We start from the raw sequence: 23,709 nt of genomic DNA on the forward strand, positions 1-23,709 counted from the left end.
CTTCAGGCCGACAGCAGGCGCGGCACGGCCGACACCAGCATGGCCAGCCCCGAGAGGCCAAGCAGCGCCAGCACCAGGCGGCGAAACGCGACCTCGCTCAAGCCGAAGTAGAGCCGCGCCCCGAGCAGCGAGGGCACGAGCAGGGACACCGCCACCAGCGGCATGAGAGGCCACATGTCGCGCGTCACGGTGCCGGCCCACACATAACCCAGCATCGTGAACGCCAGCGCCGCGAGGTTGAAGTTCTGGACGATGGCGCGCTGCGCGTCTTTCTCCATGCCGCGCAACGTGCACCACAGCGTGGGCATCACACCCGTGAAGCCGCCAATGCCGCCCATGAAGCCGCCGGCTGCGCCCACCACGCCGTCGGCCAGCCGCCCGCCGCGCGTCACCCGGGGCAGGCGCGACGACAGCAGCATCACCGGGCACCACACCACCAGCACACTTCCCAGCACCAGCTTGAACACATCGGGATTGAGGTGCGGCAGCACGGCAATGCCCAGCGGAATGCCAAGCGCACCGCCCGCAAGGAACGGCAGCAGCGCCGACCAGCGCCACGCCCGGCGCACCGAGAACACGGCCACGAGCTGGCCGGTGAGCGAGCCAAACACCGCCATCACCGCCGCCACGCGGGGCTCGATGCCCCAGACCCAGAACGACATGGCCACCATGCCGAACGCAAAGCCCGAGAGCCCCTGCACAAACCCGGCCACCGCTGCGCCCGCCACGAGCAGCCAGAGTTCGGGGCCCATGGGCTTCAGCGCTCCGCGATGTAGTGCGACATGCGGGCGCTTTCGCCGTCGGCCAGAAAGGCGCGCACCTCGGTCTCGATGGCGCGGTCGGCCACGGTGGCGCGGGCGCGCTGGTGCAGGTAGTCGGCCCACGAGGTGACGATGAAGCGCTCCACGTAGCGCGACGGTTCACCCATGTCTTTGTAGACGCGCCAGAAGGTGGCGCCGTCGCGCCGGCGCGGGGCCTTCATCTGCGCGATGGTGTCCAGAAAGGCCTGGTCCACACCGGTGCGAATGCGGTAGCCCACCTCCACCGCGATCGGGCCGGCCTCGGGGTTGGGTTCGGCCTCGATGAACAGCTCGTCCCAGGGCGTGCCCTGCGTGACTTCATGGTCGGCCCCCACGCGCAGCGGAAAGGGCCGCGCCAGCAGCAGCCCCGCCGCCATGAGCACGGCAGCGGCCAGCAGTGCGGCGGTGAGGCCGGCGATGTCGGACACCGCGCCCCAGAACGCCGAGCCGATGGCAAACGCCCCCAGCGCCGAGACGATGTGCAGCGCCACGGCGCGCGAGCGCACCCACGGCGGCGCGCTGGCCTGGGTGGCGGTGTTGAAGGTGGACATGGTGGCCATCCAGGCCGCGCCGCCGAAGGCCATGGCGATGTACACCACCCACGGCACCCGCACCCACGCCGCCAGCCCCATGACGGTGGCAAACACCACGCAGCTCACGGCCACGATGGCGTCCAGCTCGAAGCGCGCGCGCAGCCGCCCGATCACCAGACCCGACGCCACCGCCCCGGTGCCCAGGCAACCCATGAGCAGGCCAAAGCCCTCGGCCCCGGTGCCCAGCTGGCGCTGCGCAATCACCGGCAGCAGCGCCCACAGCGCCGAGCCGGCTGCGCTGAAGGCCATCACCCGCACCAGCTGCGCCAGGATCAGGCGCGAGTGCCACGCAAAGCGCAGGCCGCTGAGCGTGCCGCCCCACAAGCGCTCGGGCGGCAGGCTCGAAGGCGGGTGCGCGCGCGGCGGCCAGCGGCGAATGGACTCCCACATGACCACCGTGGTGAGCACCGTGACCACAAACACCCAGCCCGCGCCCAGCCGCGCAAACAGCAGGCCGGCCAGCGTGGGGCCGATGGCGCGCGCGGCGTTGTAGGCAATGCCGATGGCGGTGATCGCCTGCGGCCATTCGGCGCGCGGCACCGGGTCCACCACCGAGGAGTTCCACGCCGGCGTGAGCACCGCCGTGCAGCAACCGCACACGAACACCAGAAACAGCACCGAAGCCGGCCCACCCCAGCCGCCCAGCACGAGCAACGCGAGCAACACACACGCGCCCACCTGGGCCAGGAGCGCGCCGGAAATCAGGCGGCGGCGGTCGGTGGTGTCGGCCAGCACGCCCGCCGGCAAGGCCAGCAGGAACATGGGCAGGAACACCGCCGTCTGCACCAGCGCGGCGAGAAACGACGAGCCGGTGAGCTCCACCATGAGCCAGGCCGCCGCCATGGTCTGCATGCCGGCGCCAATGAAGAAGATGGCGCCGCAGATCCACAGGCCCCGGAAGGCGGGTTGACGCAGGGGGCTCCAGATGGAGGTGGACGCTGGGGGCATGGCGCATTATTCCGCAGTACCCCCAAGGGGTATGCGGCGCGCAGCGATGGCTCAGCGCGGCGTGAGGCCGTAGGTGATGGAGAGCACCGAGCCCGAGCGCAGGCGCACCGTGGCCCACAGCTGGCCCGGGCCCCGGTCGTACAGCCATTCTTCGGTGGGCTGGCAGGGCACGATGCGGCTGGCGTACGGCTCGGGCACGGGGTAGGCCGACGAACCCTGGTACACCGGCGCGCAGTAGGTGTCGCTCAGCACTGGCGGGCCGCACTTGGCCACCAGCGCCAGGCGCGAGTCGCCTTCCGAGGCAATGCCACCCGTGCAGCGCAGCGACTCCGCCTGCGCGGGCGCGGCACCGCCCAGCCACGATGCCAGCACCAGCGCCGCTCCCCACACCCCCGCGCGAACGGTGGGCCACTGCGCAGGGAAGAAGGCGGCGGGCATGGCGGGCTACACGATGCCGTTGCGGATCGCGTAGACGGTGAGCTCGGCGTTGTTCGCCAGGTGCAGCTTTTCGAGCACGCGCGCGCGGTACACGCTCACGGTCTTGGGGCTGAGCATGAGCTCTTCGGCGATGTCGGAGAGTTTTTTGCCCGAGGCGATCTTCTGCAGCGTCTGCAGCTCGCGCTCGGACAGGCTGGCGTGCAGCTCTTCGGTTTCCGGGGCATTGAGCGTGTCCACCAGCATCTGCGCCACATCGGCCGTGACGTACTTGCGCCCCTGCATCACGGTGCGGATGGCGGCCACCAGCTCGGCCGGCTCACCGGCCTTGTTGAGGTAGCCGCGTGCCCCGGCGCGCAGGCAGCGGATGGCGTACTGGTCTTCCGGGTACATGGACACCACCAGCGTCTTGACGGTGGAGCCCTCTTCCTTGAGCGTGCCCAGCACCTCCAGGCCGCCGCGCCCGGGCATGTTGAGGTCGAGCACGAGCACGTCGCACGAGACCTTGCGCATCAGGTCGCGCAGTTCGGGATAGCTGCTGGCTTCGCCGACCACCTGGATGTCGGTGGCTTCCGAAATGGTGTCGCGGATGCCGCGCCGCACCATGGCGTGGTCGTCACACAAAATCACCTTGATCATGGGGTTCCTCGTCGGCGTTGGCCGCATTGTCCGGGTTGCTGGAAGACGTCAGGGGCACCGACAGAATGACCGATGTGCCCCGGGGAGATGAGCTCACATCGAGCCAGCCGCCGACCTTGGCGGCACGCTCGCGCAGGCCGAGCAGGCCAAACGACTTGGCCTTGCGCAGGGCTTGTGCGTCCAGCCCCTGACCGTTGTCGGAGACTTCGAGCGTCAGCACGCCTTCGCGGTCGCTCAGGTCGATGTCGACCGCGCTGGCCTGCGCATGTTTGCTCACGTTGGTGAGCGCTTCCTGCGCGGTGCGGTACGCCACCAGCTGGATCTCGCGCGGCACGTCCAGCTGCTCGGAAGAGCGGCGCACCACCACGCGCAGGCCGGTGCGCCGCTCGAAGCCGGCGGCCAGCCAGAGCACGGCGGCCACCAGCCCCTGGTCCAGGATGGGGGGGCGCAGGTTCATCATGATCCGCTGGCTCGCGCCCAGCGCGTGCTGCAGCATCTCCATGGCCGACCCGAGGTGGCGCTGGATGTCGTCCTGCTGGGCGTGCCGGCCCACCCAGGCGAGGTCGAGCTTGACCGCCGCCAGCGCGCCGCCAATGTCGTCGTGGATCTCGCGCGCGATGTCGGCGCGCTCCTGCTCGATGCTGGTCTGCAGGTGTTCGGCCAGCTCGGCGAGGCGGCGGCGCGACTCGGCCAGCTCCGCGTCGGCCGCTGCCTTGGCGCGCCGGGTTTCGCTGATCTCGATGGCGCGCTCGATCACGTGCGAGAGCCGGTGCATGCTGTCCTTGAGCAAGTAGTCGCTCACCCCCCGGTGCATCGCATCCACCGCCGCGGTTTCGCCGATGGCGCCCGACAGGATGACGAAGGGAATCTCCATCGGCATCGCCCGCACCATGTCCCAGGCGTCCATGCCGGTGAAGCCGGGCAGGTGGTAGTCGGCCAGCACGATGTCGTAGTGCGCCGTCTCCAGCTCGCGGCGCAGGTCGTCCAGCGTGTCGACCAGCGTCACCTCGCTGGCCAGCTGGCTGCGTTGCAGCGCGAACTTCACCAGGGCATGGTCCACGCGGGAGTCCTCCAGATGGAGGATGCGGACAAAGCGCTTGTCCGTGGTGTCAGGCGGTGCGCTCATGGGCTTGTTGTGTGGGGCTGAAACGCCTTGCGCCCTCGGGCCGGGACCGCAACGCAGAAATTGGTACTGAATTCGGCCCGTTATCTGTCGATACAGAGACGACCAGCTGTCGAAAATTGTAATACCCGAGCAACCGCCGAGCCCCTCTGAGCACCACCATGGAACTACCGACGATGCAGCAGACCCCGCCGTCTGTCTCCCTGCCCGTGAATCTGGTGGCCGACCTCCAGGATTCGCTGTTGATGGCGATGACCGACCTCCAGCGCCTGGAAGGCCTGCTCGACCACGCCACCAGCAACCTGCTGGAGCGCTTCGGCTCGGCCAACCAGGCCCTGGGCCAGCTGGGCGTGACACGCGCCGAAGAGCTCGGCCCCATTCAACACACCTTGCACCAGGCCGTGACGGAATTGCAGTTTCACGACATGGCCACCCAACTCATCGTGCACACCGGCAAGGTGCTGCAGAGCTGCGCCTGGCGCCTGGCCGACCAGGCCATGGAGCCCGATGAAGGCGAAGTACCTCTCAATCTGGACCCGATGCCCGAGCGACCCAGCCCGGTCACGCAAAGCGAGATGGACGCCGGCTCCATCGATCTGTTCTGAGCACGGGCCGATTCAAGCCATCGCCCCAATTGCCGATATTTGACAAAACACGGAGTAAGCCATGCGATCGATTCTTGCCGTAGATGACTCGGCGTCCATGCGGAAAATGGTGGCCTTCACACTCACCGGGGCGGGCTTTCATGTGGTCGAGGCGGTGGACGGGCAAGACGCCTGGGAAAAGGCCCAGACGCACAGCATCGACCTAGTGCTCACCGACCAGAACATGCCCAACCTGGACGGGCTGGGGCTCACGCGCAAGCTGCGCGAGCACTCCAAGTTCAAGACCATTCCCATCCTGATCCTGACCACCGAGTCCAGCGATCAGATGAAGCAGCTCGGCCGCAGTGCCGGTGCGACCGGTTGGCTGGTCAAGCCGTTCGATCCGGGTCGCCTGATCGAAGTCATCCAGAAAGTCATTCGATGAAACCGGCGCCCTGCGCCATTCCCCCAGCAGCCAAGGAGTTTCACCATGGGTGAAATGATGAACGAGGGCCAGAACCTCGGCGACAACATCGACCTGAGCCAGTTCTATCAAATCTTCTTTGAAGAAGCCGGCGAGAACCTCGACCAGATGGAGCAGATGCTGCTCGCGCTGGACCTGGACAAAGCCGACGACGAAGAGCTCAACGCGATCTTCCGTTGCGCACACTCCATCAAGGGCGGCGCCGCCACCTTCGGCTTTGCCGACGTGGCCGAACTCACGCACCAGATGGAGTCGCTGCTGGACAAGCTGCGCCGCCACGAACTGAGCCCCACCTCGGCCATGGTGGACGTGCTGCTCGAATCTTCCGACGCGCTGCGCGGCCTGCTGGGCAACCACCAGGGCCGCGGCGGCGAGCCGCCTGCCACGGGCGATCTCGTGGCCCGCATCAGCGTGCTGGCCAACGGCGAAGATGCCGAACCCGCAGCGCCCGCCCCCGCGCCGGTGGTGGCCGCACCCGTGCCGTCGCCCGCACCGGCACCCGCACGCAAGGCGGCGGCCAAGGCCGAGCGCGACCTCGAAATCCACATCGGTCCGCTGGAGAACCCGGCGCAGGCCGACGGCATCGCCGAGCTGTTCCGCGACATCCCGGGCCTGGGCACGGTGGAAGCCCTGCCCTGCGACCTCAACACCAAGCGCGTCTGGCGCGCCCGCACCAGCGCCAGCGATGGCGACCTGATGGACCTGTTCACCTTCCACGTGGGCAAGGACGACATCCGCATCGTGGACAACACCGTGAGCGAACCGGTGGCCGCCGTTGCGGCCGTGACCCTCGGCGCCGATGGCGGCGAGGTGCTCGTGGGCACAGGCTTCCCGAACCCCACCACCGAAGGCCGCGACTACGGCTTCTTTGAAGGCGCTCCCGGCGTGCCCGAGCGCGCCACGGCCGCCACGGCAGCCACCGACGGCACCCCCGCACCCAAGGCGGCCCCCAAGGCGGAAGCCCGCGCACCGGCCGGCGCTGGCCTGGAATCGAGCACGCTGCGCGTCTCGGTCAGCAAGGTCGACCAGCTCATCAACCTGGTGGGCGAACTCGTCATCACCCAGGCCATGCTCGCGCAGAAGAGCCGCGAACTCGACGACGGCGCCAACCAACCGCTGCTGGCGGGCCTGGCCGACCTGGACCGCAACACCCGCGACCTGCAGGAAGCGGTGATGTCGATCCGCATGATTCCGATGTCGGTGGTGTTCAACCGCTTCCCGCGCATGCTGCGCGACCTCGCCAGCAAGCTGGGCAAGAAGGTCGAGCTCGTCACGCAGGGCGAGTCCACCGAGCTCGACAAGGGCCTGGTGGAGAAGATCACCGATCCGCTCACCCACCTGATCCGCAACAGCTGCGACCACGGCATTGAAATGCCCGAAGACCGCCGCGCCAAAGGCAAGACCGAACACGGCACGATCACGCTGTCGGCCACGCACGAAGGCGGCTCGATCCTGATCGAGGTGCGCGACGACGGCAAAGGCCTCTCGCGCGAGAAGCTGCTGAAAAAGGCCCGCGAGAAAGGCATCGACGCGCCCGACTCGATGACCGACAGCGAGGTCTGGAACCTGATCTTTGCCCCCGGCTTCTCGACCGCCGAAGAGGTCACCGACGTCTCCGGGCGCGGGGTCGGCATGGACGTGGTCAAGAAGAACATCGCCGCGCTCAACGGCACGGTGGAAATCGATTCGGCCGAAGGCTTCGGCATGCGCGTCTCGGTGCGCCTGCCGCTCACGCTGGCCATCATGGACGGCATGTCCGTGCGCGTCAGCGACGAGGTGTACATCCTGCCGCTGTCCAGCGTGATCGAGTCGTTCCAGATCAAACCCACCGACATCAACACCATGGGCCAGGGCGCCCAGGTGGTGAAGGTGCGCGACGAGTACATGCCCGTGGTCGAACTGGAGCGCGTGTTCCAGGTCCCGCGCTTCGAGTTCAACGGCACCAGCCCCATCATGGTGGTGGTGGAAGCCGAAGGCTCTCGCGTGGCGCTCATGGTCGACGAACTGCTCGGCCAGCAACAGGTGGTGATCAAGAACCTGGAGTCCAACTACCGCAAGGTGCCCAACGTCTCGGGCGCCACGATCCTGGGCGACGGCAAGGTGGCGCTGATCCTGGACACGTCTGGACTGGTGCGCCGTTCGCGCCACTGAACACCCGGGTCCACGCCCCTTCCTGGCGCCCCACGCATCTCCACAGTCAGGACACCATGCTGCTGCAAACCCCCTCCCCGAAGCGCTCCAGCCTGCCCACGGGCCGGGTGAGCGCACCCGCTGGCGACGACGGCCCGCTCACCGAAGGTCGCGAGTTCGTCTGGTCCGACGCCGACTTCTCGCGCATCAAGGCCCTCATCTACAAGAAGGCGGGCATCAGCCTGCACGACGGCAAGCACGCCATGGTCTACAGCCGCGTCTCGCGGCGCCTGCGCGAAACCGGCTACGACAGCTTCAAGAGCTACCTCGACTGGCTCGAGCAGCACGACGGCGCCGAGTGGCAGGAATTCATCAACGCGCTGACCACCAACCTCACCGCGTTCTTTCGCGAGCAGCACCACTTCGGCATCCTGCACGACCTGCTGGCCACCAAACGCACGCAGGCCTGGCGCATCTGGTGCTCGGCCGCGTCCACCGGCGAAGAGCCGTACTCGATCGCCATGACGGCCACCGAAGCCCTCGGCACGTCGGGCTCGTTCCAGATCGTCAACAGCGACATCGACACCAAGGTGCTGGCCACCGCGCAGCGCGGCGTCTACAAGGCCGATGGCGTCAAGGGCCTGAGCCCGGAGCGCCTGCAGCGCTTCTTCATGCGCGGCAAGGGCAGCAACTCCGGCCTCATGCGCGTGAAGCCCGAGTTGCAGAAGCACATGGAGTTCCAGAGCGTCAACCTGATCGAGAACCTGCCGTTTCGCGAGCCGTTCGACGTCGTGTTCTGCCGCAACGTGATGATCTATTTCGATGCCGGCACGCAGCGCGCGGTGCTCGAGCGCATCCACCGCGTGATGAAGCCCGGCGGCATGCTGTTTGTGGGCCACGCCGAGAATTTCAGCGACGCCCGCAACCTCTTCGCCCTTCGCGGAAAGACCGTGTATGAGCGCATTTGACGTTGCCCCTGCCCGGGCCCCGGTGCGCACCTCGCGCCTGGACGCCCTCAAGGCGCGCCCACCCAAGCCGGGCGAGGCCAGCTTTTTCTACCACGACCACCACTTCAAGCACGACGCCGTGAAGGTGCTGCCCGGCGAGTACTACGTGACCGCCGAAGACCTGATGGTGATGACCGTGCTGGGCTCGTGCATTGCGGCCTGCATCTGGGACCCGCGCGTGCGCGTGGGTGGCATGAACCACTTCATGCTGCCCGATGGCGGCAGCGACACCAGCGGGCGCTACGGCTCCTACGCCATGGAATTGCTGATCAACGAAATGATCAAGCTCGGTGCGCGGCGCGAGCACATGCAGGCCAAGGTGTTTGGGGGCGGCCAGGTGATGCACACCTTCACCACCATGAACGTGGGCGAACGCAACACCGCCTTTGTGCTGGACTACCTGCAGACCGAGCGCATTGCCGTCATTTCCAAGGACGTGCTCGACATCCATCCGCGCAAGGTCTGCTACTTCCCGGCCACCGGCAAGGCCATGGTCAAGCGCCTGGCGCATTCGCACCCCGAGACACTGGAGACGCAGGAACGCAAGAGCAGCGCCGTGGTGGCTGCGAAGGCCGTGGCAGGTGGCTCGGTCGATCTGTTCTGAGGGAGACAACAACATGGCAAAAATCAAAGTGGTGGTGGTGGACGACTCGGCGCTCGTGCGCAGCCTGCTCACCGAAATCATCAACCGCCAGCACGACATGGTCTGCATCGGCGCGGCCAGCGACCCGCTGGTGGCGCGCGAGATGATCCGCGAGCTCAACCCGGACGTGATCACGCTGGACGTGGAAATGCCGCGCATGGACGGCCTGGAATTCCTGTCGCGCCTGATGCGCCTGCGCCCGATGCCGGTGGTGATGGTCTCCACCCTCACCGAGCAGGGTGCCGAGATCACGCTGCGCGCACTCGAAATGGGCGCGGTCGACTTCGTCGCCAAGCCGCGCATTGGCGTGAGCAGTGGCCTGAACGAGCTCGCGGGCGACATCGTCGACAAGATCCGCGTGGCCGCCGCCGCGCACGTGAAGCGCCTGCCCGGCGGCCCCGCCCCCAGCGCGGCGCCTGTGGCCAGCGGCGCACCCGCTGCACCGCGCGCGCCGCTGCCGCGCGTGTCCACCGAAAAGATCATCTGCATCGGCTCCTCCACCGGCGGCACCGAGGCGATACGCGAAGTGCTGGTGCCCATGCCCGCTGACGCGCCCGCCATCGTGATCACCCAGCACATGCCGCCGGGCTTCACCACCAGCTTTGCCAACCGCCTGGATTCGCTCTGCCGCATCCGGGTGGCCGAGGCGCGCGATGGCGAGCGCATCCTGCCCGGCCACGCCTACATTGCGCCCGGCGGTCGCCAGTTCCGCATCGACCGCAGCGGCTCGAACTACGTGGCGGTGGTGGAAGACACCGAGCCCGTCAACCGCCACCGCCCGTCGGTCGAGGTGCTGTTCAAGTCGGCCGCTCGCATACTGGGTCCCAATGCTTTGGGCATCATGCTCACCGGCATGGGTGCCGATGGCGCCCAGGCCATGCGCGAGATGAAAGACGCCGGCAGCTACAACTACGTCCAGGACGAAGCCAGCTGCGTGGTGTTCGGCATGCCGCGCATGGCCATTCAACACGGGGCTGCCCACGAGGTGCTGCCCCTGAACCAAATTGCGCCGGCGGTGTTGGCCCGCCTCGCCAATGCCCCCGCCGGTGTGAGACACCGGATATGACGCCAACGGTCATCGCTTCGGAGTTTTCATGTCTTTCTCCCTGATCTCCCGCCGCGCGCTCCTGCTGGGCGCGGGCCTGGCACTGTCTGCGCTGTCCCTGTCCGCTGCGGCAGACGGCCTGTCCGCCCCCAAGGGTCGCGTCATCCTCACCGTTTCGGGCCAGCTGGGCGCGACCAACCGGGCCAGCGAAGCCGTGTTCGACATGGCCATGCTCGAAGCCTTGCCACAGCACAGCTTCACCACGCGCACCCCCTGGTACGACCGCCCCGTGAAGTTCACCGGCCCGCTGCTCTCCGACCTGCTGGCCGCCGTCAAGGCGAAGGGCAAGACCATCAACGCCACGGCCATCAACGACTACACCATCCGCATTCCGTTCGACGACGCCCAGGAACACGGTGTGATCGTCGCGCGCCTGCTCGACGACCAGCCCATGGCGGTGCGCGACAAGGGGCCGCTGTTCGTGGTCTATCCCTTTGACAGCAAGGCCGCGCTGCGCTCCTCGGTCTACTACGAACGCTCGATCTGGCAACTCAAGCGCATGAGCATCGAATGAACAAAAAACCCTCCGGCTTCGCCGCCTGGCGTCCCAGACACTGGACGCTGGCGATCACCGTCCTGCTGCTCGTCACGCTCACTCCGCTGGGCTGGCTGCAGTGGCGGCAGTGGCAGATGCTGCAGGACACCGATGCACGGCAGGTGGACTCCATCATGTGGCAGGCCTACCAGCTCGAGCGCGAGCTGGGCCACCTCGAACAGGTGGTGCTGGAAGCGGACAAGCCCAACTCACGCATGGCCCCCGAAGACCTGCAGGAGCGGTATGAAATTTTTCTCAGCCGCATCAACCTGCTGCGGGACATTCCACGCCGCGACCTGCTCGAAGCCTGGGGCGGTTTTGACGCCACGCTGCGGCAGATTGACGAATTCAAGAACCTGACCGACCCGATGTTCCGCGACCCGAGCCGGCTGATGGCCGACCGCGCCGCGCTGGCCAGCGTGCACGCCGCGGCAGATGCCATCGCGCCGGCCTTGAGCGAACTCACCCGCGAGGCCAACCGCGCGGTGGCGCGCTTCGTGGACGAGCGCAACAACCAGCTGCGCCGCCAGGGGATGTTGCTGATCGCGCTGGCGACGATCCAGGTCATCGCCATGCTGCTGTTCGTCACGCTCCTGGTGCGCCAGATCCGCCAGCAATGGCGCCAGTACGCCAACCTGCAGACCCTGAGCAAGGAGCTCGCGCGCGCACGCGACCAGGCCGAAGCCGCCAACCAGGCCAAGAGCGTCTTCCTGGCGAACATGAGCCATGAAATCCGCACGCCATTCCAGGGCATGCTGGGCATGCTCAAGCTGCTGGAAGACACGCGCCTGAGCAGCGAACAGCGCGACTACATCCAGACTGCCAGCGACTCGGCCCAGCACCTGCTGGGTGTGGTCAACGACATCCTGGACGTCTCCACCATCGAGTCCGGCACGCTCACGCCCGGGCCGGTCAACCTGGCGGCCATGGCGCACGAGGTGACCAACGTGCTCGAACCCCTGGCCAGCGACAAGGGCGTGAAGATGAGCTGCCTGTGCGAAGACGGCCTGCCGGCCTGGGTGCTGGCCGACCCGACGCGCGTGCGCCAGATTCTGTACAACCTCGTGAGCAACGCCATGAAGTTCACGCAGCAAGGCAGCATCGAGGTGATCCTGGAGCCCGACCGCGCGCGCAAGGACGGCATCCGCATGACGGTGCAGGACAGCGGCATCGGCATGGACGCGGCCACCGTCGCCAACCTGTTCACCCGCTTCTACCAGGCCGACAACACGCTGCGCCGGCGCATTGGCGGCTCGGGCCTCGGGCTGGAGATTTCGCGCACCCTCGCCCGCATGATGGACGGCGACATCACCGTCTCGAGCACGCCGGGCAAGGGTTCCATTTTTGTGGTGACGCTGCGCCTGCCGCCCACCACCGCGCCCGCGGTCGACGCCATCCTGCAGCTGGACGACGAGGCCTGGGAGCGCCGGCGCACGCCCACGCGCCGGCTGCGCCTGCTGGTGGCCGAAGATCACCCGGTCAACCTCAAGTACCTCAACCTGTTGATCAACCGCATGGGCCACGAGGCCGTGTTCTGCGAGAACGGTTTTGAAGCCCTGCAGATGCTCAACCGCGAGACCTTTGACGCGGTGCTGCTGGACTACCACATGCCCGTGCTGGACGGCATCGCCACGGCCGCCGAGATCCGCCTGCTGCCCTCGCCCGCCGGGCAGGTGCCGATCATCATGGTGACGGCCGATGTGGTGAACGACACCAAGGAAAAAGCCCTGGCCGCCGGTGTCACGCAATTCGCGCCCAAGCCCATGCAGGAAGCCGACCTGCGCCGCGCGCTGCGGCGCTGCGGTCTGCTCGAAGGCAGCGCCGACACCTTGCCCGCGCCGCTGGAAATGCCCGCGCGCCCCACGCGCAACGTGCAGCAGCTCGTCGATGCCCAGGTGCACGCCGAGCTCATGGAAATGATGCCGCGCGAGATGTTCGAGCAGCTGCTGGACATGCTTTTCAAGGGCCCGGAGGGCACCGCGCTGGTGCTGCAACAAGCCCTGGTCGATGAAGACCTGGAGGCCATCGTCTACCAGGCGCACCGCCTGAAGGGTTCGTGCATGTTGATGGGTTTGCGTGCGCTGGTGGCGGTGGCCGCGGACATCGAGAAATCGGGTCAGGCCGGCGACATGCGCACGCTGCGCGACTTGCGCGAAACGCTCAACGTGGACATTCGCGACACCATGGCGGTCTTGCCCGGCCTGCTGCGCAACGCGGCGCCAGCCGCTGCCTGAACGAGGACGGCGGCGCGCCGCCCAGGCGGGCGATCAGACGCGTTCGCTGATCAGGCTGCCGGCTTCCAGGGGTGCCAGGCTGCTGTTGCCATGTTCGTCGTAGGCCACCACCTGTTCGGCGGCCATCGGTTCGGCCATGGCCACGGCATCGGACTGGACGGCCTCGGCACCCCCACCAACTTGCGACTGGCCGGGAAGATCTGGCAGCGGCAACGGCTGTGGTGCGCTGCGCGAGGCCCGCTCGGGCACCGGCAGTTTGCGCGGGATCAGGGAAGCGGCCACGGCCGACAGATCGGGGGCGGTGTCGCTCTGCGTGCCGGGCAGCTCGCTGCCTTTGGGCGGCTCGATGCCCAGCGCATTGCCCACCACGGCCGCGCTGGCTTCCCACATGCGCGAGAGCACGCTCTGCAAGTGCTCCACCGCCTGTTTGTCCTTCGCCCTGGCCTGCTCGGCGGCCTGCGCCGCCTCCTGCTTGAGCTTGCGCTGCGCGACCGGATCTTGCGGCGCGGGCGCGCCGGCCGCTTCAGCGGGCAGGGAAGGCGCTCCGTCGGCCGCCGCGCGCTGCGACGAGCCTGCCGCCGCATCGGGGGTGTGCGGCTGCGCGGCCCGGCCGTCGCGGCCAAAGCCCATCTGGGTCTTGGCGTCGTTGCCACCCGCCTGGACGGGCTGCACGGCAGACACCGGTGACACCGGCGCGACCGCAGTCGACACCGGGGTCGGCCAGGACACGGGCGTGGTGCTTGAGATGTTCAGCATGGGCTTCCCCTTAAGGCAGCCACCGGGCAGAAACAGGCCCGGTGTTCTTGTTCGGGTTTTCGGCGCCCTGCTGGAGAACTTGAGCGCTATTTTTCAACCCCCGCCGCGCGCGGGCAGGCGGTCGGCTTCAGACCCCGCCGGTGGGGTGGGTGGGGTCGACCCAGAGCACCTGCTCGGGCTTCTCGACCGGCTCGATGTCCAGGTTCACGGCCACCGCCTGGCCGTCGCTGCGGCACAGCACGCACTCCAGCACCTCGGTCGGGCTGGCGTTGATTTCCTGGTGGGGCACGAAAGGCGGCACATAAATGAAGTCGCCCGGGCCGGCCTCGGCGGTGAACTCCAGGTGTTCGCCCCAGCGCATGCGCGCGCGGCCTTTCACCACATAGATCACGCTCTCCAGCGGGCCATGGTGGTGGGCTCCCGTCTTGGCGTTGGCGTGGATGGTCACGGTCCCGGCCCAGAGCTTTTGTGCACCCACGCGCGCGAAGTTGATGGCGGCCTTGCGGTCCATGCCGGGGGTGGATGGCACGTTGCCATCGAGCTGGTTGCCGGGGACCACGCGCACGCCGTCGTGCTTCCAGGCGGGCGCAGGCCCGTGCCCTTCGTGGTGGTGGTCGTCGTCGTGATGCGGGTGGTCGTGGGCCATGTGGTCGGTCTCCTGGGTCGTGGTGGGCGGCGCCAGTGGCCGCCCGCAGCGCGTGCGTGCATTCGTGCACGTTCGTCACACCTATTCTCACGCCGTCGTTCAAGTTTGAACTGGAGCGGGCGATGACAGGATCACGAAAACCCTCGTTCGCCCATAAAACATGGGCTCCCTGCGTCTCGTCGACCCCACAGGATCATGCTCAAAAACATCAAGATCTCCACACGCCTGGCAGGCACCCTGGCGTTGTTGCTCGCAACGATGGTCGCCACCGTGGCCATCGCGCTCCTCCAGATGGGCTCCATGCGGGCCGACACCCAGACCATCACCGACAACTGGCTGCCCAGCGTCGAACTCGTCAACCAGATGAACACGCAGAGCTCGGACTTTCGCGCCGAGGAGTTTCACCACGTGGTCGCGACCGACGCCCAGTCCATGGATCGCATCGAAAAATCAATGGCCTCTTCCCTGGCGGCGTTTGACAAGGAACACAAAGGCTATGTGGCGCTCATCAGCAGCGACGAAGAACAGCGCCTGCACGATGCCTTCCAGAGCGAGTGGAAGAAATACCTCGAGGTGCACGATCGCATGCTCGCCCTGTCTCGCGCCAACGAGAACGAAAAGGCCCGGGCGCTGCTGGAGGGCGAGTCGCAGACCGCCTTCGACAACGCCAGCGCGGGCCTTGTGAAGCTGGTGCAGCTGAACAGCCAGGGTGCCCACGACGCCGCCACAAGCGCGGAGCAGTCGTACCTGCACGCGCGCAACACCCTGGCCGTTGCGCTGGTGGTGGCGGTGGCCGTGGCGGTCGCCGCGGGCATGTGGCTCATGCGCTCGATCACGGCACCGTTGAACCAGGCCCTCGCGGTGGCCGAGCGGGTGGCCCAGGGCGACCTCACCAGCAGCATCGCCATCCATTCCAGCGACGAAATCGGCCAGGTGCTGCAGGCCCTGCAGCGCATGCAGGACTCGCTCGTCAAGGTCGTCTCCACCGTTCGCATGGGCTCCGAGTCCGTGTCGACCGCCAGCGTGCAGATCTCCGAAGGCAACCACGACCTGAGCGCTCGCACCGAAAGCCAGGCCAGCGCGCTGGAGCAGACGGCGGCCTCCATGGAAGAGCTGTCGTCCACCGTGCGCCAGAACGCCGACAACGCGGCGCAGGCCAACCAGCTGGCGCAAAGCGCCTCCAGCGTGGCGGTCGAGGGCGGCCAGGTGGTGAGCCAGGTGGTGGACACCATGCGTGGCATCAATGAGAGCTCGCGCAAGATCGCCGACATCATCAACGTCATCGACGGCATTGCCTTTCAGACCAACATCCTCGCGCTCAATGCAGCGGTGGAAGCGGCCCGGGCCGGCGAGCAGGGCCGAGGCTTCGCCGTGGTGGCCGGTGAGGTGCGCAACCTCGCCCAGCGCAGCGCGCAGGCGGCCAAGGAAATCAAGCAGCTGATCAACGACAGCGTGGACCGCGTGGAGATCGGCAATGCACTGGTGGACAAGGCCGGTGCCACGATGCACCAGCTGGTGGACAGCGTGCGGCGCGTGACCGACATCATGGGCGAGATCAGCGCAGCCAGCAAAGAGCAGAGCGATGGCGTGAGCCAGATCGGCGAAGCCGTCACCCAGATGGACCAGGTGACCCAGCAGAACGCCGCGCTGGTGGAAGAAATGTCGGCCGCCGCCAGCAGCCTGAAAACGCAGGCCTCCGATCTGGTGCAGACGGTGTCCGTGTTCCGGATCTCGGGCCACACGCAGCAGGCCACACCCCGCACCTACAGCCCACCCGCTGCGCCCCCCGCGCGCACGGTGGCGGCCAAGCCCGTCACACCGCCGGCGCCCGGCACCGCACCCAGGAAAGCTGCGCCGCAGGCCGCTTCCAGGCCTGCCAAGCCCGCGCCAGCGCGCACCGAAGTGGCCATCGCCGGTGGCAGCGACGACTGGGAATCCTTTTGACCCCGGAGCACACCATGCGACACGACCACACGCGCAGCACCCGCAGCGGCTCACACACCGCCGAATTCCTCAGCTTTCGCCTGGGCAGCGAGGCCTATGGCATCGACATCCTGAAGGTGCAGGAGATCCGCGGTTATGAACAGCCCACGCGCCTGGCCAACGCGCCCGACTACCTGCGCGGCGTGCTCAACCTGCGCGGCGTGATCGTGCCCGTGATCGACCTGCGCGTGAAGTTCGGCATGACCGATGTGCCCTTCAACACCCACACCGTGACCATCGTGCTGACGGTGCTGGGGCGCGTGGTGGGCGTGGTGGTGGATTCGGTGTCCGACGTGATCGAGCTCGACCCGGGCCAGATCCGTCCCGCGCCCGAATTCACCGATGCGGCGTGCGTCGAACACGTGGTCGGCATGGCCAGCCCCGATGCCAGCCACCCCGAGCAGATGATCATCCTGATGGACATCGAAAAGCTCATGGGCAGCGCCGACATGGGCTTGCTGGAGCAGACACCCGCCGCCGAGCTGGCCGAAGCGGCCTGAGCGGCCTTGCCGCCCCGCCAGGGCGTGCCCCGGATTCTGCCCATGTCTCCCGGCCAGCGAAGGCCGGGAGCGCCACCCATCACCCGGGTGGACTCAGCACCGCGCCATACACCAGGCCGCGCATGAGCGAGCGGTAGTGCACCCGCTGGTTGGGCGCCTGCGCCATGAAGATGGCGAAGAGCGCCTGCGACGGGTCGACAAAGAAGTGCGTGCCCCCGATGCCGCTCCAGTGGTAGGTGCCCACCGAGCCCGGCACGGGCGAGACGCCTGCGGCCGTGCGCACCGCAAAGCCCAGCCCGAAGCCATGGCCGGGCGGCAGCAGCGGGTTGTTGGCATGGGCCACGGCGCTGCCCAGGTGGTCGGCGGTCATCCAGGCCACGGTGTGGGGCGAGAGCAGGCGCTCGCCCTGCAGCTCACCGCCGTTGCACAGGCATTGCAGGAAGCGCGCGTAGTCGTGCAGGGTGGACATGAGCCCCCCGCCGCCCATCTCCAGCGCGGGCACTTCGCGCGGATCGTGCATGGGCATCTGGGTGCCGCCGTCGGGGTCGTGCTCAAACGCTTCGGCAATGCGGTGGTGCTGCGCCGGCGGCACAAAGAAGCCGGTCTCGTGCATGCCCAGGGGTTGCAGGATGGCTTCCCGCAGAAAGGTGCCCAGCGGCTGGCCGGTCACCACTTCGATCACGCGGCCCAGCACGTCGGTGGCGCGGCTGTAGGCCCAGGTGGTGCCGGGCTGGTGCGCCAGCGGCAGCGCGGCCAGGCGTTCGCACAGCTCGGCATTGGTCTGCTGGCGGCTGCCCAGGCCGGCTCGGGCGTAGAGCGCGTTCACATGGCCGTTGCCGGTGAACTCGTAGGTGAGGCCGGCGGTGTGGCGCAGCAGGTCTTGCACGGTGCTGGGTTGCGCAGCGGGCACCAGCGCCACGCCATGCGGCCCGGGCACCGCCACCTGCTGCTGCAGGAAGCCGGGCACATACAGGCCCACCGGGTCGCTCAGCAGCAGCCTGCCCTGCTCCACCAGCATGAGCGCGGCCACCGAGACGATGGGCTTGGTCATGGAGTAGATGCGGAAGATCGCATCGGTGCCCATGGCGTCATCTTGCGCGGGGTCGCGCCGGCCCACGGCGGCGTCCAGCACCACGCGGCCATGCCTTGCCACCAGCACGGCCGCGCCAGGCAGGCGGCCCCGGTCCACGTCGCGCTGGAGCGCCTGCACGATGCGCTGCGTGCGTTCAGGGCACAGCCCCACGTCGGCGGGTGCGGCGGTGGGCAGGCCGTGCATGCTCAGCTGCCGTAGCGCTGGCGCGCCAGTGCGGCGCCCTGGGCCAGCGCTTCGAGCTTGGCCATGGCCACTTCGCGGCTCATGGGCGCCAGGCCGCAGTTGGTGCAGGCAATGAGCTTGTCCTTCGCCACGTACTGCAGCGCCAGGCCAATGGTGTCGGCCACCTGTTCGGGCGTTTCCACCACGTCGCTGGCCACATCGATCACGCCCACCATCACCTGCTTGCCTTCGAGCAGCTTCATGAGCTCGGGCGGCACATGGGATTGGAAGCACTCCAGGCTCACCTGGTCGATGCGGCTCTTGGCCAGCGCGGGGAACACCTGTTCGTACTGGCGCCACTGGTCGCCCAGAGTTTCCTTCCACTTCACGTTGGCTTCAATGCCGTAGCCGTAGCAGATGTGCACGGCGGTGGTGCAGGTCAGGCCCTGTGCGGCCCGCTCCAGCGCGGCCACGCCCCAGTCGGCCGCCTCGGCCATGTAGACGTTGAAGGCGGGTTCGTCGAACTGGATGATGTCCACGCCGTCGGCCTGCAGGGCCAGCGCTTCCTGGTTGAGCAGTTCGGCAAAGGCCATGGCCATCTTGACCTTGTCGCCGTAGAAGCGGTCGGCCACGGTGTCGACGATGGTCATGGGCCCGGGCAAGGTGAACTTGAGCTTCTTCTTCGTGTGCTGGCGCGCCAGCTGCGCTTCGAAGGCGTGCACGCGCCCTTTCAGGCGCAGCGGTGCCACCACTTGCGGCACTTGCGCGTCGTAGCGGTTGTTGCGGATGCCCATGGTGACCTTGTTGACGAAGTCGATGCCTTCGACGTGCTCCACAAAGCCGTGCACGAAGTGCTGGCGCGCCTGCTCGCCGTCGCCGATCACGTCCAGCCCGGCGTCTTCCTGCGCCTTGATCCACAGCAGCGTGGCGTCGGCCTTGGCTTGCAGCAGTTCAGCGCCTTGCGCTTTCCATTGCGGCCAAAGTTTTTGCGTTTCGGCCAGCCAGGCGGGTTTGGGCAGGCTGCCTGCAATCGCGGTGTCAAACATGGGGTCTCCTGTGGGGTTCTGAAGGGCCGGGGCATCTTAGCCACGCAGGCCACACAGCGTGCGCTGCGGGTGAATTCACCCGGGCACGCGCACCAGCGTGACCGGCACCGGCGAGCGTTGCACGATCTCTTGCGACACCGAACCCAGCACCGCCGAGCGCAGACCACCGCCATGCGTGCTCATGAAGACGGCGTCACAGCCGTGTCGCTCGATGATCTCGGCGAGCTGCTGCGCGGCGTCGCCACTCGCCATGGCCGACTCCACCTGCACGCCGGCCGCGCTCAGCAGGGCCACGGCCGGGCGCAAGAGATCGCGCGCGGCCGATTCGCTCACCTTCTGCAAGACGCCCGGATCGTGCGCCACCACCATTTCATAGAGGTTGGCCGACGCCTGCACATTGGCCACCACGAAGCGCGCCTTCAGGCCAGCGCCCACCAGCCGCAAGGCGTGGTGCACGGCCAGCAGCGCGTGCGAAGAGCCGTCGATGGGGATGAGGATTTTCAGCATGGGAACTCCATATAGAAAGTGGCACCCTGACCGGGCTGGCTCTCGGCCCACACGCGCCCACCCATGCGCTGCACGGCCTTGGCCACCAGCGCCAGGCCCACGCCAGTGCCCGCGTAGTCCTCGGCGCGCTGCAGGCGCTGAAAGATGCCGAAGATGCGGTCGTGGTACTTCATGTCGAACCCCACGCCGTTGTCGCGCACCCAGAGCAAGCGCCGCTCGGGCTCGCTGCGCGCGCCGATTTCCACCTGCGGCTGCGCCTGGCTCTGGCTGAACTTGATGGCGTTGCCCACCAGGTTGCGCAGCGCCACCGCCAGCCCTTCGCGGTCCAGCTGCAGCGTCATGGGTTCGAGCCGTTGCGTGACCACGGTGCGTGAGGCGGTGATGTCGGCCGCGTGGCCTTCGAGCACCAGCTCCACCAGCTGCTGCAGGTCCACCTGCTGCTGCTCCATGGTGCGCCGCTCCATGCGCGAGTAGTCCAGCAGGTCGGAGATCAGTGCACCCATCTGCTGCACACCACGGCGAATGCGGTGGATGAACTGGCGGCCTTCTTCGTCCAGCCGCGCGCCATGCTCTTCCTGGAGCAGCTGGCTGTAGCCATCGATGCCGCGCAGCGGCGCCTTCAGGTCGTGCGAGACGGTGTACGAAAACGCCTCGAGCTCGCGGTTGGCCGCGCTCAGCTGTTCGGTGCGCTCGACCACGCGCTGCTCCAGCCGGGCGTTGATGCGCTCCAGGTTGGTCTGCGCGTGCCGCAGCTGCGTGATGTCCAGCAGGATGCCGCTGTAGTGGAAGCCGGCGCCATCGGGCAAGGCGCGGCATTCCACGCTGCCCCGGAACCAGCGCTCCGGGCCCAGCGCGGGATGGCGGCGGAACTCGGCATGGCGGCGCCCGGCGCGCGCCGGCCCGGTGCGCATGAAACGATCGGCCCGCTCGCGGTCTTCGGGGTGCAGGCAGTCGAGGTACGCCTTCAGGTCGGGCGGCGGGCCCAGCGCTTCGTCGCGGCCGATGTTGCGGTACATCTGGCGCGACCACCACACGTGCCGGGTGTGCGTGTCGTACAGCCAGCTGCCCAGCCCGGCCATGGCCTCGGCCTGCTCGAGCAGCCGCTTCTGGTCGCTCAGTGCCTGGCTGGTCTGCAGGCGCTCGGTGATGTCCTGCACGGTGGCAAACAGGTGCTTGAGCGTGCCGTCGGGGTCGCGCACCGCGCGCACATGGATCTCGGTGTGCACCAGACTGCCGTCCATGCGCCAGTAGCGCTTCTGCATCTGGTAGCTGTCGATCTCTCCAGCCTTCATCTGCTCGAACAGCACGAGGTTGCGCTCCAGATCCGGCGCTGGCGTCATCTCGCTCCAGGTCATCTTCAGGAGTTGCTCGCGCGGGTAGCCCATGATCTCGCACAGCCGGTCATTGACCTGCATCCACCGCGTGCTGTGCGGTGACGAGATGGCCATGCCGATCAGGGGCAGTTCGTAGAACAGCCGCTGGAACTCGGCCTGCTCGCGCTGGGCGATCTGCGCCTCTTTCTGCACGGTGATGTCGAGCAACACACCGCTGATGCCGGTGACCCGTCCCTGCGCATCGCGCGTGAGCGAGCTGCGGTCGTCGATCCAGATCCAGCGGCCGTCGGCACAGCGCAGGCGGTATTCCTGGCGGTAGTGGTCGGGTCCGTGGTCGATGTAGTGGTCGATCTCGCGGTTGACCTGGGCGACATCGTCGGGGTGGATCAGGTCGTCGTAGGTCATGCGCCCCTGCAACAGCGGCTCGGGCGCGTAACCCCATTGGGCAATCGACGGGCTCACATAGTGAATGGGGCAGCCCACCACGTTGAACCACTCGATGACCACCAGCGGCGAGCGGTCCACCACGTCGTTGAGGCGCTGGAGCTGGGCGTGGCTGGCCTGCAGGCGCTCGGCCATGCGGTCGGCCGCCGCGCCGATCAGCGCCAGCTCGTCACGGCCCTGCAGCCCGGTGCGCGCCTGCAGGTGGCCTTCGCCCATGGTCGTGAGGGCACGGGCCAGCTGTTCGGCGCGGCGGAACCACACCCGGTGCAGCAACAGGGCCAGCAGGCCCACCAGCACCGCCAGCACCACGCCTTCGTTCACCACCTGCCTGCGCAGGCCCGCCAGCCGCACGGCCATGGGTTGGCTCAGGTCGACCACCGTGACCAGCTCTCGCCCCGGCTCCAGCGCCGCGCGCCCGAACAGCAGCGACGAGCCCGGGGGACGCACCACCTGCAAGGTCGCCCCCGTCGTCGCCCCCTCCCACAAGGCCTGCATGCCCTGGAGCTCCGGGTGGAGGCTCTGCACATCGGTGAAGGCCATGCCGATGTCGGTGCGCTTGAGCGAGGCCAGCACCACGCCCTTGTCGTCGACCAGATGGGCGTGCTGCATGCCGCTGTACAGACCCAGGCTGCCCACCAGCCGGCGCACCAGCATCGGGTTGGCATTGCCGCCTTCGGCACTCAGGCGGCTTTGCTCGGCGCCCAGGCGTTCGCGCAGGCGCCGCGATTCGTTCTCGGTCACCTGCTGATCCACCTGGCGCCATTGAAAGCCCAGGTTGACGGCGGTGGTGGTGAGCGCGAATGCCGCCAGCAGCAACGGTGCAAGCCAGCGCGCGGGCAATGAGAGCAGGCGCGCCACCGGCTTCATGGCAGTGGTTGGGCGTCGCGCGCCCGCACTGCGGGCCCGGTGTCAATCAGGTTCGCCCAGTTCGGCGGCTCGCGCAGCAGGCCCAGCTCCTGCAGCAGCTGGGCCATGTCGCTGCTTTGCTGCGCCAGCAGCGGCGGCTGGCCGCTGAGCAGCGCCAACGATTCGGCAGGCGAGTAGAAACGCAGGCCTTGCTGCACCGACTGGTACTGCGCGGGGGTCAGCTCAGCCCCGGGGGCCATGGAGGCGGCCGCGCCCTGCGGGTCGAGCTGCATCACATTCAGGCCGGCGGCCCACACGCCCATGAGCGCGTCCACCGCCTCGGGGCGCTCCTCCAGCACCTCGTTGCGCACCACCAGCACGTCCACGATCTGGCCGGGCATCTCGCGGCTGTCAAAGATGGGGCGGTAGCCGAGCGCCTGGATCGGGCCGTTCATGGGTGCGTAGCTCACCGCAGCGGCCACGCGGTCGCTCAGCAGCGCCGTCAGGTGCTGCGTGGCGTCCATGCGCACCACGGTCACATCGTCCTGGCGCAGGCGGGCCTTGCGCAGCAGGCGCTCCAGCATGAGGGTGGCCACGGTGGCGTCTTCCGCCGCAATGGCCTCGCCACGCAGCTGCTGCAGGCTGGTGATGCGCGGTGCGGCCACCACCATGTCGGCTCCGGCCGAGGTGTCCAGCAGGGCGACGATGCGCACCCCGAACCCGCTGTCGACCAGCCGCAGGGCTTCGTCCAGCGTGAGGCCGGCGGCGTCCAGCAGGCCGTTGCGCAGATGGCGCACCGCCTCGGCGCTGGACACCAGCTCCACCACCTTGACCTTCAGCGCATCGATCGCCTCGCGGTCGCGGGCCAGCACCAGCGGGTCATACCCCACCCAGGTATTGACCCCCACCATCAGCGGCGGCTGCGCGGGCTCGCTGCAGGCCAGCGCACCCAGCGCCACCACAAGGGACAGCCAGCGCAGGCTCCGGCGGGCGCGCGCCATCCACGGCCGCCCGCTCACGCTGCGTCCGCCTGGCATTGCGCCGGATTCATCTCTCGCTCTCGCCCCATCGCTCATGAAAACATTCTGGCAGCTTCAGGGGGCTTTTCCGCAGTGGAAACTGCCAATGTTGA

Annotated in this window: 22 protein-coding genes; 10 read left to right on the plus strand and 12 right to left on the minus strand. The window is 67.9% G+C overall.

Features of this window, described 5'->3' with window-relative positions; all coding sequences use genetic code 11:
- Nucleotides 1-2 precede the first annotated feature (2 nt).
- Genes KXJ60_RS04150 through KXJ60_RS04170 form a run of 5 tightly spaced genes read right to left on the minus strand, consistent with a single transcriptional unit; the run spans nucleotide 3 to nucleotide 4,541 of the window.
- Nucleotides 3-752, minus strand: coding sequence for a sulfite exporter TauE/SafE family protein (locus KXJ60_RS04150; protein WP_291124372.1), 750 nt, complete (start codon nucleotides 750-752; stop codon nucleotides 3-5).
- 5 nt (nucleotides 753-757) lie between these two features.
- Nucleotides 758-2,341: an MFS transporter gene (locus KXJ60_RS04155; RefSeq protein ID WP_291124374.1), complete on the minus strand. Its 1,584-nt coding sequence runs from the start codon at nucleotides 2,339-2,341 to the stop codon at nucleotides 758-760.
- A gap of 51 nt (nucleotides 2,342-2,392) precedes the next feature.
- Nucleotides 2,393-2,779, minus strand: coding sequence for a DUF2845 domain-containing protein (locus KXJ60_RS04160; protein ID WP_291124376.1), 387 nt, complete (start codon nucleotides 2,777-2,779; stop codon nucleotides 2,393-2,395).
- Nucleotides 2,780-2,785: 6 nt separating this feature from the next.
- Nucleotides 2,786-3,415, minus strand: coding sequence for a response regulator transcription factor (locus KXJ60_RS04165; RefSeq protein WP_291124378.1), 630 nt, complete (start codon nucleotides 3,413-3,415; stop codon nucleotides 2,786-2,788).
- A complete protein-coding gene (locus KXJ60_RS04170; protein WP_291124379.1) occupies nucleotides 3,393-4,541 on the minus strand; it encodes a response regulator in 1,149 nt (382 codons plus the stop codon). The genes KXJ60_RS04165 and KXJ60_RS04170 overlap by 23 nt, the downstream gene beginning before the upstream one ends.
- A 158-nt stretch (nucleotides 4,542-4,699) precedes the next feature.
- Between KXJ60_RS04170 and KXJ60_RS04175 the strand changes: the two genes are divergently transcribed.
- The 8 genes from KXJ60_RS04175 (at nucleotide 4,700) to KXJ60_RS04210 (ending at nucleotide 13,260) form a co-directional block, all read left to right on the plus strand.
- Nucleotides 4,700-5,143: a hypothetical protein gene (locus KXJ60_RS04175; RefSeq protein ID WP_291124381.1), complete on the plus strand. Its 444-nt coding sequence runs from the start codon at nucleotides 4,700-4,702 to the stop codon at nucleotides 5,141-5,143.
- Between the two features lie 61 nt (nucleotides 5,144-5,204).
- The gene (locus KXJ60_RS04180; RefSeq protein WP_291124382.1) at nucleotides 5,205-5,567 is read left to right on the plus strand and encodes a response regulator; all 363 of its coding nucleotides are present in this window, start codon (nucleotides 5,205-5,207) and stop codon (nucleotides 5,565-5,567) included.
- A gap of 45 nt (nucleotides 5,568-5,612) precedes the next feature.
- Nucleotides 5,613-7,757 (plus strand): chemotaxis protein CheW, encoded by a 2,145-nt coding sequence (locus KXJ60_RS04185; protein WP_291124384.1) that lies wholly within the window; start codon nucleotides 5,613-5,615, stop codon nucleotides 7,755-7,757.
- 56 nt (nucleotides 7,758-7,813) lie between these two features.
- A complete protein-coding gene (locus KXJ60_RS04190; RefSeq protein ID WP_291124386.1) occupies nucleotides 7,814-8,704 on the plus strand; it encodes a CheR family methyltransferase in 891 nt (296 codons plus the stop codon).
- Nucleotides 8,691-9,347: a chemoreceptor glutamine deamidase CheD gene (gene cheD, locus KXJ60_RS04195; RefSeq protein WP_291124388.1), complete on the plus strand. Its 657-nt coding sequence runs from the start codon at nucleotides 8,691-8,693 to the stop codon at nucleotides 9,345-9,347. The genes KXJ60_RS04190 and cheD overlap by 14 nt, the downstream gene beginning before the upstream one ends.
- 13 nt (nucleotides 9,348-9,360) lie before the next feature.
- Nucleotides 9,361-10,452: a chemotaxis response regulator protein-glutamate methylesterase gene (locus KXJ60_RS04200; protein WP_291124390.1), complete on the plus strand. Its 1,092-nt coding sequence runs from the start codon at nucleotides 9,361-9,363 to the stop codon at nucleotides 10,450-10,452.
- A 28-nt stretch (nucleotides 10,453-10,480) separates the two neighbouring features.
- A complete protein-coding gene (locus KXJ60_RS04205) occupies nucleotides 10,481-11,005 on the plus strand; it encodes a hypothetical protein (protein ID WP_291124391.1) in 525 nt (174 codons plus the stop codon).
- Nucleotides 11,002-13,260, plus strand: a complete 2,259-nt coding sequence (locus tag KXJ60_RS04210; RefSeq protein WP_291124393.1) for an ATP-binding protein — start codon at nucleotides 11,002-11,004, stop codon at nucleotides 13,258-13,260. The genes KXJ60_RS04205 and KXJ60_RS04210 overlap by 4 nt, the downstream gene beginning before the upstream one ends.
- 33 nt (nucleotides 13,261-13,293) lie before the next feature.
- Here the strand turns inward: KXJ60_RS04210 and KXJ60_RS04215 are convergent, their stop codons facing one another.
- Entirely contained in the window at nucleotides 13,294-14,016 is a 723-nt protein-coding gene (locus tag KXJ60_RS04215) for a hypothetical protein (protein ID WP_291124395.1), read from the minus strand.
- 127 nt (nucleotides 14,017-14,143) lie between these two features.
- The gene (locus tag KXJ60_RS04220) at nucleotides 14,144-14,662 is read right to left on the minus strand and encodes a cupin domain-containing protein (RefSeq protein WP_291124397.1); all 519 of its coding nucleotides are present in this window, start codon (nucleotides 14,660-14,662) and stop codon (nucleotides 14,144-14,146) included.
- A gap of 195 nt (nucleotides 14,663-14,857) precedes the next feature.
- On the opposite strand from KXJ60_RS04220, the gene KXJ60_RS04225 reads away from it, so the two are divergent.
- Nucleotides 14,858-16,606, plus strand: coding sequence for a methyl-accepting chemotaxis protein (locus tag KXJ60_RS04225; protein ID WP_291124399.1), 1,749 nt, complete (start codon nucleotides 14,858-14,860; stop codon nucleotides 16,604-16,606).
- A 14-nt stretch (nucleotides 16,607-16,620) separates the two neighbouring features.
- Nucleotides 16,621-17,145 (plus strand): chemotaxis protein CheW, encoded by a 525-nt coding sequence (locus tag KXJ60_RS04230; RefSeq protein WP_291124401.1) that lies wholly within the window; start codon nucleotides 16,621-16,623, stop codon nucleotides 17,143-17,145.
- Nucleotides 17,146-17,224: 79 nt separating this feature from the next.
- On the opposite strand, the gene KXJ60_RS04235 is transcribed toward KXJ60_RS04230, so the two are convergent.
- From KXJ60_RS04235 to KXJ60_RS04255, 5 genes are all read right to left on the minus strand, one after another.
- Nucleotides 17,225-18,421: a serine hydrolase domain-containing protein gene (locus KXJ60_RS04235; RefSeq protein ID WP_291124402.1), complete on the minus strand. Its 1,197-nt coding sequence runs from the start codon at nucleotides 18,419-18,421 to the stop codon at nucleotides 17,225-17,227.
- Nucleotides 18,422-18,423: 2 nt separating this feature from the next.
- Entirely contained in the window at nucleotides 18,424-19,446 is a 1,023-nt protein-coding gene (locus tag KXJ60_RS04240; RefSeq protein ID WP_291124404.1) for a methionine synthase, read from the minus strand.
- A gap of 75 nt (nucleotides 19,447-19,521) precedes the next feature.
- Nucleotides 19,522-19,953 carry a universal stress protein gene (locus KXJ60_RS04245; RefSeq protein WP_291124406.1) on the minus strand — a complete coding sequence of 144 codons (432 nt, stop codon included), beginning with the start codon at nucleotides 19,951-19,953 and terminating at the stop codon, nucleotides 19,522-19,524.
- Entirely contained in the window at nucleotides 19,947-22,598 is a 2,652-nt protein-coding gene (locus KXJ60_RS04250) for a PAS domain S-box protein (protein WP_291124407.1), read from the minus strand. Before KXJ60_RS04250 ends, KXJ60_RS04245 begins: the two co-directional genes overlap by 7 nt.
- Nucleotides 22,595-23,614 (minus strand): ABC transporter substrate-binding protein, encoded by a 1,020-nt coding sequence (locus KXJ60_RS04255; protein WP_291124409.1) that lies wholly within the window; start codon nucleotides 23,612-23,614, stop codon nucleotides 22,595-22,597. The genes KXJ60_RS04250 and KXJ60_RS04255 overlap by 4 nt, the downstream gene beginning before the upstream one ends.
- Nucleotides 23,615-23,709 lie beyond the last annotated feature (95 nt).

This window comes from Hydrogenophaga sp. (genome assembly GCF_019264445.1).
GTDB lineage: Bacteria > Pseudomonadota > Gammaproteobacteria > Burkholderiales > Burkholderiaceae_C > Hydrogenophaga.

What these genes read in the sequence shown, in the direction of transcription:
- KXJ60_RS04150 (WP_291124372.1), bottom strand. Translation starts at nt 752, where the DNA reads ATGGGCCCCGAACTCTGGCTGCTCGTGGCGGGCGCAGCGGTGGCCGGG.
- KXJ60_RS04155 (WP_291124374.1), bottom strand. Translation starts at nt 2,341, where the DNA reads ATGCCCCCAGCGTCCACCTCCATCTGGAGCCCCCTGCGTCAACCCGCC.
- KXJ60_RS04160 (WP_291124376.1), bottom strand. Translation starts at nt 2,779, where the DNA reads ATGCCCGCCGCCTTCTTCCCTGCGCAGTGGCCCACCGTTCGCGCGGGG.
- KXJ60_RS04165 (WP_291124378.1), bottom strand. Translation starts at nt 3,415, where the DNA reads ATGATCAAGGTGATTTTGTGTGACGACCACGCCATGGTGCGGCGCGGC.
- KXJ60_RS04170 (WP_291124379.1), bottom strand. Translation starts at nt 4,541, where the DNA reads ATGAGCGCACCGCCTGACACCACGGACAAGCGCTTTGTCCGCATCCTC.
- KXJ60_RS04175 (WP_291124381.1), top strand. Translation starts at nt 4,700, where the DNA reads ATGGAACTACCGACGATGCAGCAGACCCCGCCGTCTGTCTCCCTGCCC.
- KXJ60_RS04180 (WP_291124382.1), top strand. Translation starts at nt 5,205, where the DNA reads ATGCGATCGATTCTTGCCGTAGATGACTCGGCGTCCATGCGGAAAATG.
- KXJ60_RS04185 (WP_291124384.1), top strand. Translation starts at nt 5,613, where the DNA reads ATGGGTGAAATGATGAACGAGGGCCAGAACCTCGGCGACAACATCGAC.
- KXJ60_RS04190 (WP_291124386.1), top strand. Translation starts at nt 7,814, where the DNA reads ATGCTGCTGCAAACCCCCTCCCCGAAGCGCTCCAGCCTGCCCACGGGC.
- cheD (WP_291124388.1), top strand. Translation starts at nt 8,691, where the DNA reads ATGAGCGCATTTGACGTTGCCCCTGCCCGGGCCCCGGTGCGCACCTCG.
- KXJ60_RS04200 (WP_291124390.1), top strand. Translation starts at nt 9,361, where the DNA reads ATGGCAAAAATCAAAGTGGTGGTGGTGGACGACTCGGCGCTCGTGCGC.
- KXJ60_RS04205 (WP_291124391.1), top strand. Translation starts at nt 10,481, where the DNA reads ATGTCTTTCTCCCTGATCTCCCGCCGCGCGCTCCTGCTGGGCGCGGGC.
- KXJ60_RS04210 (WP_291124393.1), top strand. Translation starts at nt 11,002, where the DNA reads ATGAACAAAAAACCCTCCGGCTTCGCCGCCTGGCGTCCCAGACACTGG.
- KXJ60_RS04215 (WP_291124395.1), bottom strand. Translation starts at nt 14,016, where the DNA reads ATGCTGAACATCTCAAGCACCACGCCCGTGTCCTGGCCGACCCCGGTG.
- KXJ60_RS04220 (WP_291124397.1), bottom strand. Translation starts at nt 14,662, where the DNA reads ATGGCCCACGACCACCCGCATCACGACGACGACCACCACCACGAAGGG.
- KXJ60_RS04225 (WP_291124399.1), top strand. Translation starts at nt 14,858, where the DNA reads ATGCTCAAAAACATCAAGATCTCCACACGCCTGGCAGGCACCCTGGCG.
- KXJ60_RS04230 (WP_291124401.1), top strand. Translation starts at nt 16,621, where the DNA reads ATGCGACACGACCACACGCGCAGCACCCGCAGCGGCTCACACACCGCC.
- KXJ60_RS04235 (WP_291124402.1), bottom strand. Translation starts at nt 18,421, where the DNA reads ATGCACGGCCTGCCCACCGCCGCACCCGCCGACGTGGGGCTGTGCCCT.
- KXJ60_RS04240 (WP_291124404.1), bottom strand. Translation starts at nt 19,446, where the DNA reads ATGTTTGACACCGCGATTGCAGGCAGCCTGCCCAAACCCGCCTGGCTG.
- KXJ60_RS04245 (WP_291124406.1), bottom strand. Translation starts at nt 19,953, where the DNA reads ATGCTGAAAATCCTCATCCCCATCGACGGCTCTTCGCACGCGCTGCTG.
- KXJ60_RS04250 (WP_291124407.1), bottom strand. Translation starts at nt 22,598, where the DNA reads ATGAAGCCGGTGGCGCGCCTGCTCTCATTGCCCGCGCGCTGGCTTGCA.
- KXJ60_RS04255 (WP_291124409.1), bottom strand. Translation starts at nt 23,614, where the DNA reads ATGCCAGGCGGACGCAGCGTGAGCGGGCGGCCGTGGATGGCGCGCGCC.